Origin of the sequence: Pseudomonas oryzihabitans (assembly GCF_001518815.1) — a bacterium.
Lineage (GTDB): Bacteria > Pseudomonadota > Gammaproteobacteria > Pseudomonadales > Pseudomonadaceae > Chryseomonas > Chryseomonas oryzihabitans_E.
On record NZ_CP013987.1, the window covers coordinates 771,345 to 785,898 of the forward strand.

11 protein-coding genes are annotated in these 14,554 nt (G+C 67.9%); 7 read left to right on the forward strand and 4 right to left on the reverse strand.

From position 1 onward, the window contains the following. Nucleotides 1–83 precede the first annotated feature (83 nt). A complete protein-coding gene (locus APT59_RS03570) occupies nucleotides 84–4,271 on the reverse strand; it encodes an EAL and GGDEF domain-containing protein (RefSeq protein ID WP_059313583.1) in 4,188 nt (1,395 codons plus the stop codon). Between the two features lie 211 nt (nucleotides 4,272–4,482). On the opposite strand from APT59_RS03570, the gene ettA reads away from it, so the two are divergent. The 4 genes from ettA (at nucleotide 4,483) to modC (ending at nucleotide 8,783) form a co-directional block, all read left to right on the forward strand. Continuing rightward, nucleotides 4,483–6,147 (forward strand): energy-dependent translational throttle protein EttA, encoded by a 1,665-nt coding sequence (gene ettA, locus APT59_RS03575; RefSeq protein WP_059313584.1) that lies wholly within the window; start codon nucleotides 4,483–4,485, stop codon nucleotides 6,145–6,147. Between the two features lie 125 nt (nucleotides 6,148–6,272). Then, nucleotides 6,273–7,028, forward strand: coding sequence for a molybdate ABC transporter substrate-binding protein (gene modA / locus APT59_RS03580; protein ID WP_059313585.1), 756 nt, complete (start codon nucleotides 6,273–6,275; stop codon nucleotides 7,026–7,028). A 4-nt stretch (nucleotides 7,029–7,032) separates the two neighbouring features. Further along, on the forward strand, nucleotides 7,033–7,710 hold the full coding sequence (modB, locus tag APT59_RS03585) for a molybdate ABC transporter permease subunit (protein ID WP_059313586.1): 678 nt from the start codon (nucleotides 7,033–7,035) through the stop codon (nucleotides 7,708–7,710). Further along, nucleotides 7,707–8,783 carry a molybdenum ABC transporter ATP-binding protein gene (gene modC / locus APT59_RS03590; RefSeq protein ID WP_059313587.1) on the forward strand — a complete coding sequence of 359 codons (1,077 nt, stop codon included), beginning with the start codon at nucleotides 7,707–7,709 and terminating at the stop codon, nucleotides 8,781–8,783. Before modB ends, modC begins: the two co-directional genes overlap by 4 nt. Here modC and APT59_RS03595 read toward each other — a convergent pair. After that, entirely contained in the window at nucleotides 8,775–9,701 is a 927-nt protein-coding gene (locus APT59_RS03595) for a LysR family transcriptional regulator (RefSeq protein ID WP_059313588.1), read from the reverse strand. The genes modC and APT59_RS03595 overlap by 9 nt on opposite strands. Nucleotides 9,702–9,839: 138 nt before the next feature. Between APT59_RS03595 and APT59_RS03600 the strand changes: the two genes are divergently transcribed. Next, a complete protein-coding gene (locus APT59_RS03600) occupies nucleotides 9,840–10,757 on the forward strand; it encodes a DMT family transporter (protein WP_059313589.1) in 918 nt (305 codons plus the stop codon). On the opposite strand, the gene APT59_RS03605 is transcribed toward APT59_RS03600, so the two are convergent. Further along, entirely contained in the window at nucleotides 10,723–11,655 is a 933-nt protein-coding gene (locus APT59_RS03605) for an acetamidase/formamidase family protein (RefSeq protein WP_059313590.1), read from the reverse strand. The genes APT59_RS03600 and APT59_RS03605 overlap by 35 nt on opposite strands. Nucleotides 11,656–11,681: 26 nt before the next feature. Next, nucleotides 11,682–13,064: an APC family permease gene (locus tag APT59_RS03610; protein ID WP_059313591.1), complete on the reverse strand. Its 1,383-nt coding sequence runs from the start codon at nucleotides 13,062–13,064 to the stop codon at nucleotides 11,682–11,684. Nucleotides 13,065–13,218: 154 nt separating this feature from the next. On the opposite strand from APT59_RS03610, the gene APT59_RS03615 reads away from it, so the two are divergent. Continuing rightward, nucleotides 13,219–13,983: a LuxR family transcriptional regulator gene (locus APT59_RS03615; RefSeq protein WP_059313592.1), complete on the forward strand. Its 765-nt coding sequence runs from the start codon at nucleotides 13,219–13,221 to the stop codon at nucleotides 13,981–13,983. Between the two features lie 88 nt (nucleotides 13,984–14,071). Then, nucleotides 14,072–14,542, forward strand: coding sequence for a DUF1348 family protein (locus tag APT59_RS03620; RefSeq protein ID WP_059313593.1), 471 nt, complete (start codon nucleotides 14,072–14,074; stop codon nucleotides 14,540–14,542). Nucleotides 14,543–14,554 lie beyond the last annotated feature (12 nt).

Genomic DNA, 14,554 nt, shown 5'->3' on the forward strand with positions numbered 1-14,554 from the left:
GTCGGGCTCGTGAGGGGCAACATTCTACCCCATCGCGGGAACTCAGAGGTATGAGCGCCGGTCATGCAGCGCCGCTATCGGTCTCATGTCAGGACGGGGAACAGACCCTGGTGCTCCAGGCGCTGGCGCAACTGCTCCGGCGGCAGCGGACGATCGAACAGGTAGCCCTGGACCTCGTCGCAACCATGGGTGCAGAGGAAATCCAGCTGCGCGGTTTCCTCCACCCCCTCGGCGATCACCGAGAGATTGAGGCTGTGGGCCATGGCGATGATGGCGCGGGCGATCTGGGCGTCCTGCTCGCCATGGGGCAGGCCGTCGACGAAGCTGCGATCGATCTTGAGGATGTCGATGGGGAACTGCTTGAGGTAGTTGAGCGACGAGTAGCCGGTACCGAAGTCGTCCACCGCGATGCACAGCCCCAGCCCCTTGAGTTCGCCGAGCAGCTGCAGGGCTTCGCCGACGTCGCGCATCAGGATGCTTTCGGTCAGCTCCAGTTCCAGGCAGGCCGGCGCCAGGCCGGTCTCGGCGAGGATCTGGGCGATGCGCTGGCCGAGCTGGCCGTCGCCAAACTGGCGGGCGGACAGGTTCACCGAGACCTTGGGGATACGCACCTTGGCCGCGTGCCACTCGCGCATCTGCCGGCAGGCCTCGCGGATCACCCAGTCACCTACCTGGACCACCAGGCCGATCTCTTCCAGCACCGGAATGAATTCCGTTGGCGGAACGTTGCCGCGCACCGGGTGCTCCCAGCGCAACAGGGCCTCGACTCCGGTCAGGCGGCGGGTATCGCAGCGATACTGCGGCTGGTAGTGCAGGCGGAATTCGCCCTGCAACAGGGCGTGGCGCAGGTCGGCCTCCAGTTCCAGGCGCTCCAGGGCGCGGGCGTTCATCTCGGCCTGGTAGAACTGGAAGTTGTTCTTGCCCATCTCCTTGGCGTGGTACATGGCGGTGTCGGCGTTCTTCATCAGCTGGCTGAGTTCCTGCCCGTCCTGGGGCGACAGGGCGATGCCGATGCTGGCGGAAACGAAGAATTCGCGGCCTTCGAGAATGAAGGCCTCGGACAGCTGGGCGAGGATCTGCTCGCCGACACGGATCGCCTGGGCGAGGGCCGTTTCGCGGGTCTCCAGGCCCGACAGCAGCAGGGTGAATTCGTCGCCGCCCATGCGCGCCACGCTGTCCTCGGTGCCAACGCAGGCGGTCAGGCGCATGGCCACTTCCTTGAGCAGGCGGTCGCCGGCGGCGTGGCCGAGGCTGTCGTTGATCGGCTTGAAGCGATCCAGGTCGAGGAACATCAGCACCACCCAACTCTCGTTGTGGCGGCTCTGCTGCAGGGCGTTGTGCAGGCGGTCCTGGAACAGGGTGCGGTTGGGCAGCAGGGTCAGGGCGTCGTAGTAGGCCAGGCGGTGGATACGCCTTTCGCTGGCCTTGCGTTCGCTGATGTCGACGAAGAAGCAGACGTAGCTCATCAGGTCGCCGTCGTCGTCGCGGATGGCGGTGATGCCGACCCAGGAGGGATAGGGCTCGTTGTCCTGGCGGCGCTGCCAGAGTTCGCCTTCCCAGCTCTCCTCGGTGCGCAGTTGCTGCATCACGTGTTGCAGCTGGTTGGCCTCCTGCTTGTCGGCGCAGAGCATCATCGGCTGCTGGTCGAACACCTCTTCGGGGCTGAAGCCGGTGATGCGGGTGAAGGTGCGGTTGACCCGCACGATGTAGCCGGCCGGGTCGGTGACCAGGATGGCGCCGGCCGAGTGATCGAACACCGTGGCCGCCATGCGCATGTCCTTGTCCGTACGACGCTGGGCGGAGATGTCGCGGCAGATGCCGAGCAGGCCGGCGAAGCGCTCGTGGTCGTCCCACAGCGGCTTGAGGCGCAGCTCGATCTGCAGGGTATGACCCTGGGCGTGCAGGCAGTCGAGCACCAGCGGCGCGAAGCGCTCGCGGCGCAGTTCGGCCAGGGCGCGGGGGTCGTCCAGGCTGCGCAGCAGCCGCTGCAGGGTCCGGCGGACCTCCTGCAGCTGACGCGAGTGGACCACCAGCTCGGCCAGGGTACGCTGTTGCAACTCGGCGAGCGGATAGCCGAGCAGCTCCTCGACCGAGGGGCTGAGGTAGTTGAGCACCAGCTGGGCGTCGGTGGTGAAGATGACGTCGCTGATGCTTTCCGCCAACTGGCGGTAGCGATTCTCGCTGTCGCGCAGGCGATCGCTGGCGCGCACCATGTCGGTGACGTCCAGGGCCAACCCGACCACGCTGGCAGCGGTGCCGTCCGGGCGGCTGGCGAGACGCTGCTCGCGCACGTCGAACCAGCGCCAGCCACCGTTGCGGTGCTGCCAGCGCAAGAGGCTGCTGCAGGGGCGATCGGAGAGCGTGGGCCGCATGCTCACCACCCGGGCATGCAGTTCGACGTCGTCCGGGTGCAGGCGCGCAGGGCCGAAGCTGACGAAGGCTTCCGGCGGATAGCCGAGCTTGCGCGCCAGCGAATGGCTCTCGTAGGTGAGTTCGCCGCTGGTCACGTCATAGGTATAGAGGGTGTCGGGAATGGCGCTGATCAGGTTGGACCAGAAGGCGTCGCGTTCGAGCAGGCGCAATTCGCCGAGCTTGCGCTGGGTGATGTCGTTGAGGCTGAGCAGGGTGGCGTCGAGGTGCTGGGGATCGGCCGGCAGGTGCATGCTCAGCCAGAGATGGCGCTCGCCTTCGGCGGTGCTGATGCGGGTCTCCAGTTCCAGCACCTGCTGGCCGGAGAGCAGGCCGGCCAGCAGGCGGTAGCGCTTGCCGCCGACCTGGACACGGGACTCGCCCACCAGCCGGTCCCAGGCCTGGTCGAGGTGGTCGATGCCGAGCATTTCCAGGGCGCGCTGGTTGATCTCGGTGATGCGCACCTGGCGACCCAGGGCATCCAGCGCCTCGGGCTGGCGGGCGAACAGCTCCGCCAGTTGTTCGGGCCGCTCCAGGCCCAGGGCGGTCATGCAGGGCTGCACGGCGCTCAGGTCCACCACGCAGATGCCGGTGTGCACCCCGTTGAAGATGTTCTCGTAGCGCTGGCGGGTGGTCTGGATGGTTTCCAGGTTGCGCTGCTGTTCGGTGACGTCGCGCAGCACCCAGACGAAGCCGTCCTGGGTCTGGGTGCGGTCGCGCAGGACGCGCACGCTGGACTGGCTGTCCGCCAGGGCATGACAGCTGACCGCGAAGCGACGCGGCTGGCTCGCCACCCGGAGCGTGATGAGGGCGCCGCCGTCCCGCTCGGCCGGCGTCAGGGCAACCAGCTGGGGGAGCAGACTGGCGAGGAAATATTGCTGAGCGTCGTCCGCAGCGATGCCCAGCAGGCGGGCGGCGGTGGCGTTGACATAGACCAGGCGACCGTCGGCCTGGGTCATGCAGACGAATTCCTCGATACCGTTCAGTGCGGTGCTCGCCAGGCGCAGACTGCGTCGCGAGGCCAGGGTCAGGGCCCGCAGACCCTGCTCTTCGCGCAGGAGCAGGTAGATCAGGATGGCGGTCACCAGGCCGGACAGGCTGAACAGCAGCAGCCGGCCAGAGGAGGCCTCCAGCAGCGACTCCGACGGCGTCTCGGCGGGATAGGCGCCCACCACCTGCCAATCGCTGTAGGCCAGCGGCTGGATCACCTCGCCGGCGGTGGCGGCGGTCGCGCCACTGTGGAACAGCAGGGTGCCACGGGTGCGATCCTCCAGGCGCCAGTCGAGGCCCGTGGGCACGCGGGTCGACCGCCAGAGCGGTTCGAGGCGCGGGGCGCTGGTCAGCACCCACCAGCCCTGCTGCAACTCCGGATCGCCAGCCAGCAGGACATAGAGGGGTGCGGTGGTAGCCGCGGCGTTGTAGCCATAGCTGAAGTCAGCCTGGCCGCTGCGTGCGATCAACTGCTGGATGAAGGCGGCATCCGCGGAGTCGTCCAGCCGCGCGGTGCGCAAGGCGGCATTGGCCGGCAACCAGCGCACCTGCTGCAGACCGGGAAAGAAATCCTTGAGGCTGAGCAGCAGATTGGGTGCCAGCGGCAGGGTGGGGTCCAGCGACCAGCGCAGGGTGCTGCGCACCGCCTGGGCCTTGAGCGCCAGGCCGAATTCGAGGGTGTTGGCCAGTTGCCGGGTCAGGCCTTCCAGCTGTTCGCGGCGCAGGGCTTGACGCTCGGCCATGCTGGCGAAGGCCTGCCAGAACATCAGCGCGAGCATGGCCACCAGCGACAGGATCAGCAGGCCGCGGGTCAGGCGTCGCGAGGAGGGGGCTACCGGCTCTTCCGGCAGCGTGGAGGGCGGGCTGTTCACGACGGACTGCGTTCCTGCAGAGGCGATGGCCATTCGACTGCGCCCGGTTCCGCGGGGCAGGGATGGCCTATGATAAGAGGCCGGACGGTCTCTCCGCCGGTTTTTTCCAGGTGTCTACCGCGTGCGCTTTCGTCGCCCGGGGTTTCGACAGCGTTCGCCGCTGACGCCATACTGTGTCCCCTGTTTTTCATTCCGGTCCCAAGGTTCCCTCATGGCTCAATACGTCTACACCATGCATCGGGTCGGCAAGGTCGTGCCGCCCAAGCGTGAAATCCTCAAGAACATCTCCCTGTCGTTCTTTCCCGGCGCCAAGATCGGCGTGCTCGGTCTGAACGGTGCGGGCAAGTCGACGCTGCTGCGCATCATGGCCGGCGTCGATACCGAGATCGAAGGTGAAGCGCGTCCGATGGCCGGTATCAATGTGGGTTATCTGCCGCAGGAGCCGAAACTTGATCCCGAGCAGACGGTTCGTGACGTAGTCGAGGAAGCGGTCGGCCAGATCAAGCAGGCCCAGGCCCGTCTGGACGAGGTCTATGCCGCCTACGCCGAGCCGGACGCCGACTTCGACGCCCTGGCCGCCGAGCAGGCCAAGCTGGAGGCCATCCTCCAGGCCGCCGATGGCCATAACCTGGATCGTCAGCTGGAAGTCGCCGCCGATGCCCTGCGCCTGCCGGCGTGGGACGCCAAGGTCGGCGTGCTCTCCGGTGGCGAGAAGCGCCGCGTGGCGCTGTGCCGCCTGCTGCTGTCGGCCCCCGACATGCTGCTGCTGGACGAACCCACCAACCACCTGGACGCCGACTCGGTGGCCTGGCTGGAGCACTTCCTGCACGACTTCCCCGGCACCGTGGTGGCCATCACCCACGACCGCTACTTCCTCGACAATGTCGCCGGCTGGATCCTGGAGCTGGACCGTGGCCAGGGCATCCCCTTCGAGGGCAATTACTCCGGCTGGCTGGAATCCAAGGCCGCGCGCCTGACCCAGGAAGCCAAGCAGGAGGCGGCCCACGCCAAGGCGATGAAGGCCGAACTGGAATGGGTGCGCTCCGGCGCCAAGGCCCGCCAGTCCAAGTCCAAGGCCCGTCTGCAGCGCTTCGAGGAAATGCAGTCCCAGGAATTCCAGAAGCGCAGCGAGACCAACGAGATCTACATCCCTGCCGGCCAGCGGCTGGGCGACAAGGTCATCGAGTTCAAGAACGTCAGCAAGGGCTATGGCGATCGCCTGCTGATCGACGACCTGAGCTTCGTGGTGCCCAAGGGCGCCATCGTCGGCGTGATCGGCGGCAACGGCGCCGGCAAGTCGACCCTGTTCCGCATGATCATGGGCAAGGAGCAGCCGGACTCGGGCACCATCGAGATCGGCGACACCGTGCAGCTGGCCAGTGTCGACCAGAGTCGCGAGAACCTGTCCGACACCAAGACCGTCTGGGAGCAGGTCTCCGACGGCTCCGACGTGATCAAGATCGGCAACTACGAGGTGCCTTCGCGCAGCTACGTCGGCCGCTTCAACTTCAAGGGCGCCGACCAGCAGAAGTTCGTCAAGGACCTCTCCGGCGGTGAGCGCGGGCGCCTGCACCTGGCGCTGACCCTCAAGCAGGGCGGCAACGTGCTGCTGCTGGACGAACCCTCCAACGACCTGGACGTGGAAACCCTGCGCGCCCTGGAAGACGCCCTGCTGGACTTCCCCGGCGCGGCCATCGTGATCTCCCACGACCGCTGGTTCCTCGACCGCATCGCCACCCACATCCTCTCCTACGAGGACGACTCCAACGTGGTGTTCTTCGAAGGCAACTACACCGAGTACGAAGCCGATCGCAAGAAGCGCCTGGGTGAGGCCGCGGCCCAGCCCAAGCGGGTCAAGTACAAGAAGCTGGCGTAAGCGTCCGCCGAAACGCCGCTGGGGAAACCCAGCGGCGTTTTCTTTTGTCTCGTTGCTGCGGAAGGCCTGAACGTTGTTTTCAGCGCCGCCAGCCTCCCGCCGACCCCCTGATGGAGAGAAGCCCGATGATCGCTACTCGCTCCCGCCTGCTGCTGGCCCTGGTCGCCGGCGCCCTGGCTACCCCCGTCCTGGCCGACGAGGTCCAGGTGGCCGTGGCCGCCAATTTCAGCGCGCCGCTCAAGGCCATCGGCGAAAGATTCACCCAGGACACCGGCCACCACCTGCTGATCTCCAGCGGCGCCACTGGCCAGCTCTATACCCAGATCAAAAACGGCGCGCCCTTCGCGGTCTTCCTGTCCGCCGACGACAGCACCCCGGCCAAGCTGGAAGCCGAAGGTGCGGCGGTCAAGGGGTCACGCTTCACCTATGCCATCGGCACCCTCGCGCTCTGGTCGCCCAAGGCGGGCTATGTGGACGGGGAGGGCGCGGTACTCAAGCAGAACACCTTCAGCCACCTGGCCGTGGCCAATCCCAAGACCGCGCCCTATGGCCTGGCTGCCACCCAGACCCTGGCCAAGCTGGGGCTGACCGAGGCGGTCGCGGCCAAGCGGGTCGAAGGCCAGAACATCACCCAGGCCTACCAGTTCGTCGCCACCGGCAATGCCGAGCTCGGCTTCGTCGCCCTGTCGCAGATCTATCAGGACGGCCAGGTGAAGGAGGGCTCGGCCTGGATCGTGCCGGCCGCGCTCTACGAGCCGATTCGCCAGGACGCGGTGCTGCTGGAAAAGGGCAAGGACCAGGCAGCCGCCAAGGCGCTGCTGGCCTATCTCAAGGGGCCTCAGGCGGCCGCGGTACTCAAGGCCTACGGCTACCGGCAGTGATCCCATGACCCTGACCGCGGCGGACTGGGCGGCGATCCGCCTGACCCTGGAGCTGGCCAGCGTGACCACGCTGCTGCTGCTGGTGCTGGGCACGCCCCTCGCCTGGTGGCTGGCGCGTACTCGGTCCTGGCTCAAGGGCCCCCTCGGCGCCCTGGTGGCCTTGCCGCTGGTGTTGCCCCCCACGGTGATCGGCTTCTATCTGCTGCTGGCCATGGGGCCGGAAGGCTGGGTCGGGCAGCTCACCGAAGCGCTGGGCCTGGGGCGGCTGCCCTTCACCTTCGCTGGGCTGGTAATGGGCTCGCTGTTCTATTCGTTGCCCTTCGTGGTGCAGCCGCTGCAGAACGCCTTCGAGGCCATCGGTCCGCGCCCCCTGGAGGCGGCGGCCACCTTGAGAGCCAGTCCCCTGGACACCTTCTTCCATGTCGTCCTGCCGTTGGCGCGGCCGGGCTTCATCACCGCCGCCATCCTCGGCTTCGCCCATACCGTGGGCGAATTCGGCGTGGTGCTGATGATCGGCGGCAACGTGCCCGGGCGCACCCAGGTCGTCTCCACCCAGATCTTCAATCATGTGGAAGCCATGGAATATCCCCAGGCGCATCTCCTGGCCGGCGGCATGCTGGTCTTCTCCTTCGTGATCCTCCTGTTGCTCTATGGGCGCCGCGGGCGGTCGGCGTGGACATGAGTCTGACGGCGAGATTCGAACTCTCGCACCCTGGCTTCGCCCTGGATGTGGACCTCGCGCTGCCTGGTAGCGGCGTCACCGCGCTGTTCGGGCCTTCGGGCTCGGGCAAGACCTCCTGCCTGAGGTGCGTGGCCGGCCTGGAACATGGCGCCTGCGGGCGCCTGGTGGTGGCCGGCGAGACCTGGCAGGACAGCGAGCGCGGGCTGTTCCTGCCGCCGCACCGGCGTGCCCTGGGTTATGTCTTCCAGGATGCCAATCTGTTCGAGCACCTGGACGTGCGTCGCAACCTGCTGTTCGGCTGGAAGCGGGTCGCGCCGGGCGAGCGGCGCCTGGCACTGGAACAGGTCGTCGAGCTACTGGGCATCGCGGGGCTTCTGACCCGAATGCCGGCACGCCTTTCCGGTGGCGAGCGCCAGCGGGTCGGCATCGCCCGGGCGCTGCTGACCAGTCCGCGTCTCCTGCTGATGGATGAACCCCTGGCGGCGCTGGACGCCGAGCGCAAGGCCGAGATCCTGCCCTACCTGGAGCGCCTGACCCGGGAGCTGGCGCTGCCGATCCTCTACGTCAGCCATGCCCCCGACGAGGTGGCGCGGCTGGCCGATCACCTGGTGCTGCTGGAACAGGGGCGGGTATTGGCCAGCGGGCCGACCAGCGCGGTGCTGGCGCGCCTCGACCTGCCCATCGCCCTGGCCGAGGACGCCGGGGTGGTGCTGGAGGGGCGGGTACTGGGCCATGATCCGGACTACGGCCTGCTCAGTCTGGGCCTGCCGGGCGAGCAGCGCGTGCTGCTCGCCCATGCGCCGCTGCCGCCTGGTCAGGCGCTGCGCATCAAGGTGCTGGCGCGAGATGTCAGCCTGAGCCTGGAGCGCCAGCACAGCAGCATCCTCAATGTGCTGCCCGCGACCGTCGCGGAGATCGCCCCGACCCGCTCGCCCGCCCAGGTGCTCTTGCGCCTGGACCTGGGTGGTACGGCGCTACTGGCGCGGATCACCCGCTACTCGCTGGAACGCCTGTCGCTGCAGCCGGGCAGCCAGGTCTGGGCGCAGTTGAAGTCGGTGGCCGTATTAGCCTGAAGCCGCCGCAGGCTTGAGCCGCTCCACCAGAAAATCCACCAATACCCGTACCGCTGCCGGCAGCTGGCGATCCGGCGGGTAGAGCAGCCAGGCGGTGCCCTGGTAGGGACCGAGGTATTGCCAGTCGGGCAGCACCCGCAGCAGCCGGCCTTCGGTCAGGGCGGCCTCGGCCGCGAAGGCCGGCAGGCAGGCGATGCCGAGGTCGGCGAGGGTGGCCTCCAGGCGCACGCCGCTGTGGTTGCAGGCCAGGCGGCCGCGCACCGTCACGCTTTCCACCCGGTCGCCACGGCGCAGTTGCCAGCGCTGGTCGCCCGGGGTTTCCCCCAGGTAGAGACACTCGTGTTCGGCCAGCGCCTGGGGCTGCTGCGGCAGGCCGTGGCGCCGGAGATAGGTGGGGCTGGCGCAGAGCACAAAGTCCATCTCGCGCAGCGGTCGGGCGACAAAGCCGGCGGGGGGCTGTTCGGTGATGCGCACCAGCAGATCCTGGTCGTCGGCGATGGGGTCCAGCGGGCGGTCGTCCAGGCGCAGTTGCAGATCCACATCCGGATAGCGCTGGAAGAAGTCCGGCAGCAGTGGGGCGATCAGCCGGTAGCCGACCGCCTTGGGCATCGCCAGGCGGACCTGGCCGCGGGGCTCCTCGCGGTGCTGCAGGCCACTGTCCAGCGCCGCGCCGGCGGCGGTCAGCAGCTGGCGGCAGTGGCCAAGCACCTCGCGCCCGGCCTCGCTCAGCCGCAGCTGGCGGGTGGTGCGCTGCAGCAGGCGTACCCCCAGCTCCCGCTCCAGCCGCGCGACCTGGCGACTGACCGCCGAAGGCGTAGCGTCCAGCAGCCGGGCGGCGGCGGTGAAGCTGCCGGTCTCCACCACCTTGGCGAAGGCGACCATGCAGGGCAACAGGGGAAGAGCGCGCAGGAGATCCATGCCGATATCCGCAGGAAGCAATGGGGTCGGAAATGCTGGCATTGCTTCCCTGGGGGAACAAGAGCTATGCGTGGCGACTGGCTTATAGTGATCACTGCCAGCGTGCACACTGGCAGCCGAATGTACGGAGACGCTGTCATGACGCAACGCCCCACCTTCGGCCTCGCCGAAGGCCTGCTGCTCGCCACCGCCCTGGTCTGGGGCACCAGCTACGCCGTGGTCAAGGACGCCGTGATGCTCTATCCGGTGCTTGGCTACCTGGCGCTGCGCTTCTGTCTCACCGCACTACTGCTGGCGCCCACCCTGAGGGGCGCGGGCCGGCGGGCCTGGCGACCGGGGGTGCCGACCGGCCTGCTGCTGCTGGCGATCTTTCTCAGCGAGATCTTTGGCGTGGCCCTGACCAGCGCCAGCAATGCCGCCTTTCTCATCAGCCTCTGCGTGGCCCTGACGCCCTTTGCCGAGTGGTGGCTGCTCGGCCAGCGACCCGAGGCCCGCGCCCTGGGCGCTGCGGGCCTGGCGGTGGTGGGCGCCGGCCTGCTGACCCGCGGGGTGACCCTGAGCTTCAACCTGGGCGACGGTCTGATCCTGCTGGCAGCCGTGTTGCGGGCGATCAACGTCTGCGTGGTGCGCCGCCGGCTGAGTCGCGCCACCGCTCCGGTGCCGGCCCTGGCCCTGACCGCCGTGCAGACCGGCGTGGTGGGCCTGGCCTGCCTACTGCTGTTCGCCCTGGGCCCGGGCCTGGCGCCGCTGCCCCTGCAGCCGGGCTTCTGGCTCGCCACCGGCTATCTGGTGCTGTTCTGCACCCTGGGCGCCTTTCTCGCTCAGAACTACGCCCTGGGCCGCGCCAGCGCCACCCGCGTCGCCCTGCTGATGGGCGCCGAACCTCTGTTCGGCGCGCTGTTCGCCAGCTTCTGGCTGGATGAGCGCCTGGGCCTCTGGGGTTGGCTGGGCGGCCTGCTGATCGTCATCGCCTCGCTGTGGGGGACGCTGCCGCGGCGGACGCCAGACCGTTCGGCGCCGGCTATTCGAACACGATCCGCGGAAAATAGAAGCTGACCACCCAGTTGGGCACGTCGACGATCTCGCTGATGCGTAGGTCGCCACACACTGAACAGAGCAGATAGGCCTGCTCCGCCGGCAGGTTGCGGCTGCGCCCGAGCCACTCGATGGCGCCGCTCACGGCCTGGCGGGCGGCCGCCATGAGGTCGGGTCCGACCCCGGTGAACACCTCGTAACCGGCACCGTCGAGGTGGCGGGTCACCGGGCCGGGAGTACTGAAGCGCGGCATGGCCAGCGGTTGCTGCTTGATCAGTTCGAAGGTGGCGGTGACCGCCATGGCCGTCTCGATGGCGGTGCCGCAGACTTCGCCATCGCCCTGGGCGGCATGGGTGTCGCCAATGGAAAACAGCGCCCCCGTCACCTCCACCGGCAGGTAGAGGCTGGTGCCGGCGGCCAGGTCGCGGATGTCCAGATTGCCGCCCACCCGTCGTGGCGGTACTACCGAATGCAGACCCGGCGCAGCCGGGGCCACTCCGAGGGTGCCGGCGAAGGGCTTGAGCGGGACCCGCGCCAGCTCGCCGAAGGCGGCGGGCACCTGGCCTGAGCTGTCGTAGTGCCAGAGCTGCAGCACCGGCGCGGGAAACTGATCGGCGAGCAGGCCGAAGCCGGGGATGTTGGCCGTCCAGCCAAAGCCGCTGGGGGTGAAGCTGTCCAGCGTCACCTTGAGGACGTCGCCCGGTTCGGCACCTTCGATCCATAGGGGGCCGCAGACCGGGTTTACCCGTTCGAAGGGCAGGGTGGCGATATCGGCGGCGCTGGAGTGGGCATGGAAGTGGCCATCCGCCGCATCGCGGCAGGCGAAGCTCACTGTCTCGCCCGGGGCGACCTCCAGCGCCGGAGTGAGGCTGTGATCCCAGCCGCAGTGGCAGTGCTGACTGTGCAGGGTCTTGATCATCTGAAGCCTCCGCGGGCAGGTGATGCTTAGTGGACGGCGTCGTTGGCCTTGAATTCCGTGGTCCGGCCGCTGAGCGTGAGGAAGGCCAGCACGGCCAGTCCCAGCAGCATCCAGCAGCTGCCGCCGACCTTGGCGTAGACGTCGGCGTTGAACAGCACATAGGCCAGCACGATGAAGCCGAGCAGCGGGACCAGGCCATGCAGCAGCGGGCGCCCGGCGCCGCGGTGGTGCCAGGCCACTGCCACATGCAGGAGCAGGAAGGCGGTCAGCGCACCGAAGTTGCACATGGAGGCCAGCAGATTGATCTGACCGACAAAGAACAGGCCCAGTCCCAGGCTCAGCGCTGCCACCAGCAGGATGGCGCGTTGGGGCACTCGGGTCACCGGATGGATCTGGCGCAGGAACTGCGGCAGTTGGCGGTCACGGGCCATGGCGAACAGCAGCCGGGAGGTGGCGGCCTGGGCCACCAGGGCATTGGCGATGGCGGAACCGATGGCTACCGCCAGGGCGATCACCACCTGCAGCCAGGGCCCGGCGATCAGCCGACCGATCTCGTAGAAGGCGTTGTTGGAGGCATCGGCGTCAGGGTACTGGACCAGGTTGGGTTGCAGCAGGGCGGCCAGCCAGGTCTGCACCATGAACAGCACGGCCACCAAGGCCAGGGCCAGCAGGGTGGCGCGGCCCACCACGCGGCTGCCGCCACGGGTCTCCTCCGACAGGGTGGAGATGGCATCGAAGCCGAGGAAGGACAGCACCGCCACCGACAGGGCACTGAAGATCAGCGGCAGGGAGAACTCCTCGGGGTTGTACAGCGGCTTCATGGTCCATTCGGCGCCGTTGACCCCACGGCTGATGGCCAGCGAGGCCAGCACCACGAACACCAGCAGCACTGCCAGCTGGCCATAGAGGAACAGGCGGTTGGCGCGGGCGGTGGTCTCGATGCCGCGCAGATTGACCAGGGTGTTGAGGGCGACGAAGAAAACGATCCACAGCGGCTGGGGAATCGCCGGGATGACATTGGCCATGGCGTTGGCGCCGATCACATAGAGCAGGGTGGGCACCAGCAGGTAGTCGAGCAGAATGGCCCAGCCCGCGAGAAAGCCCAGCGCCGGATGCAGGCCACGACCGACGTAGGCATAGACCGAGCCGGCCACCGGAAAGGCGCGCGACATCTGCTGATAGCTGACGGCGGTGAACAGCATGGCGACGAAGCCGATCAGGTAGGTGAGGGGCACCATGCCGTGGCTGGCGTCGAATACTCCGCCAAAGATGGAAAAGGGTGCGATGGGCACCATGAACACCAGACCGTAGATCAGCAGGTCCTTCAGCCCGAGCTGGCGCTTGAGCTCCTGGGTGTAGCCGAAGCGAGCGAGGTCGGCGCTGTCGCCGGACGGAGCGTGCTGAGTCATGGGGGCTTCCTCGAAGGGGCGGGGGTAGACTCGACTCTAGGCCAGGGGCGGCGACGGCCCCATCCACAAAAGTGCTAGGTTTGCAGGAAATCCGCGATGACTGGCAGAGCCTTTGCTTCGCGTTCCCTATCGTGATCCAGGGAGGAGCTTCAAGATGCATGCCGATCTGTTCGCCGTCAGTAGCCGACTCGCCGGGTTGCCCACGCTCGACGCCTGTCTGGATACCGTCCAGGACGCCGCCGAGCGTCTGGGCTGCAAGGCGCTGATCTACGACTACGCACCGGTTCCGCTCAGTCATGACGGGGTACTCATCACGCCGTCGGTGTTCAAGGTGCGCAACACCCCGGCGGACATGCAGGCCTTCTGGTGCGAGCGCGGCTACTACCAGATCGATCCCGTGCAACAGTGCGCCAGCCGCCGCGCGGCGCCCTTCGTCTGGTCGTTTCGCAGCGAAACCCGCAGCGCGCTTCGCGAGTACCTGGGTGACAGTCATCGGCCGGTCACCTGCTATGTGCGCGACAGTGGCCTCGCCACCGGGGTAACAGTGCCGCTGCACCTTCCCGGCGGCGCCTTCGCCACCCTGACCGGCATCCTCGATGCCGATGCCCGCGATGCCGAGGCCACCGGCGAAGCCTGCCTGAGTGCCTTCCTGGTGCTGGCCCATGCCTTCCAGGCCCGCGCCGATGAACTGCTCGCGCCCGCCGAGCGATGCTGCGGCCAGATCCGCCTGACGCCACGGGAGCGCGAATGCCTCCAGTATTCAGCCAAGGGGCTGACCGCCAAGCGCATCGCCGCGACGCTCCATCGCTCCACTGCCACGGTCAACCTGCACCTCAATTCCGCCGCCCGTAAATTGGGTGCGCGCAATCGGGTGGAGGCGGTGGTGCGTGGCCTGCACTATCGGCTGGTGGAAGTCTGAGCGAGTTGGCCAGATCCGTGGGGCGATCGACCTTGCGACGATGACACGCCACCCGGACACTGGGGCCTCCCCTGCCTAGGAGTGTCCCATGAGCGCTGCCCGTCCCCCCGTACCGCCTTTCACCCTGGAATCCGCCCGGCAGAAGGTCCGCGCCGCCGAAGACGGCTGGAACAGCCGCGATCCGGCCAAGGTGGCGCTGGCCTATACCGCCGACAGCCGCTGGCGTAACCGTTCCGAATTCCTCCAGGGGCGGGCCGCCATCGAGGCCTTTCTCACCCGCAAGTGGCAGCGCGAGCAGGAGTACCGGCTGATCAAGGAGCTCTGGGCCCATGACGGGGCGCGCATCGCCGTGCGCTTCGCCTACGAATGGCAGGACGAAAACGGCCAGTGGTATCGCTCCTATGGCAACGAGAACTGGCAGTTCGACGACCAGGGCCTGATGGCCGAGCGTCACGCCAGCATCAACGACCTGCCGATCAGCGAAACCGAGCGGCTGTTTCTCTGGCCCCAGGGCCGGCGGCCGGATGACCACCCGGGCTTGAGCGACCTGGGTCTCTGACTGGCAGCGGGT

What these genes read in the sequence shown, in the direction of transcription:
- modA (WP_059313585.1), top strand. Translation starts at nt 6,273, where the DNA reads ATGATCGCTACTCGCTCCCGCCTGCTGCTGGCCCTGGTCGCCGGCGCC.
- APT59_RS03605 (WP_059313590.1), bottom strand. Translation starts at nt 11,655, where the DNA reads ATGATCAAGACCCTGCACAGTCAGCACTGCCACTGCGGCTGGGATCAC.
- modB (WP_059313586.1), top strand. Translation starts at nt 7,033, where the DNA reads ATGACCCTGACCGCGGCGGACTGGGCGGCGATCCGCCTGACCCTGGAG.
- APT59_RS03600 (WP_059313589.1), top strand. Translation starts at nt 9,840, where the DNA reads ATGACGCAACGCCCCACCTTCGGCCTCGCCGAAGGCCTGCTGCTCGCC.
- ettA (WP_059313584.1), top strand. Translation starts at nt 4,483, where the DNA reads ATGGCTCAATACGTCTACACCATGCATCGGGTCGGCAAGGTCGTGCCG.
- APT59_RS03595 (WP_059313588.1), bottom strand. Translation starts at nt 9,701, where the DNA reads ATGGATCTCCTGCGCGCTCTTCCCCTGTTGCCCTGCATGGTCGCCTTC.
- APT59_RS03620 (WP_059313593.1), top strand. Translation starts at nt 14,072, where the DNA reads ATGAGCGCTGCCCGTCCCCCCGTACCGCCTTTCACCCTGGAATCCGCC.
- APT59_RS03615 (WP_059313592.1), top strand. Translation starts at nt 13,219, where the DNA reads ATGCATGCCGATCTGTTCGCCGTCAGTAGCCGACTCGCCGGGTTGCCC.
- APT59_RS03610 (WP_059313591.1), bottom strand. Translation starts at nt 13,064, where the DNA reads ATGACTCAGCACGCTCCGTCCGGCGACAGCGCCGACCTCGCTCGCTTC.
- modC (WP_059313587.1), top strand. Translation starts at nt 7,707, where the DNA reads ATGAGTCTGACGGCGAGATTCGAACTCTCGCACCCTGGCTTCGCCCTG.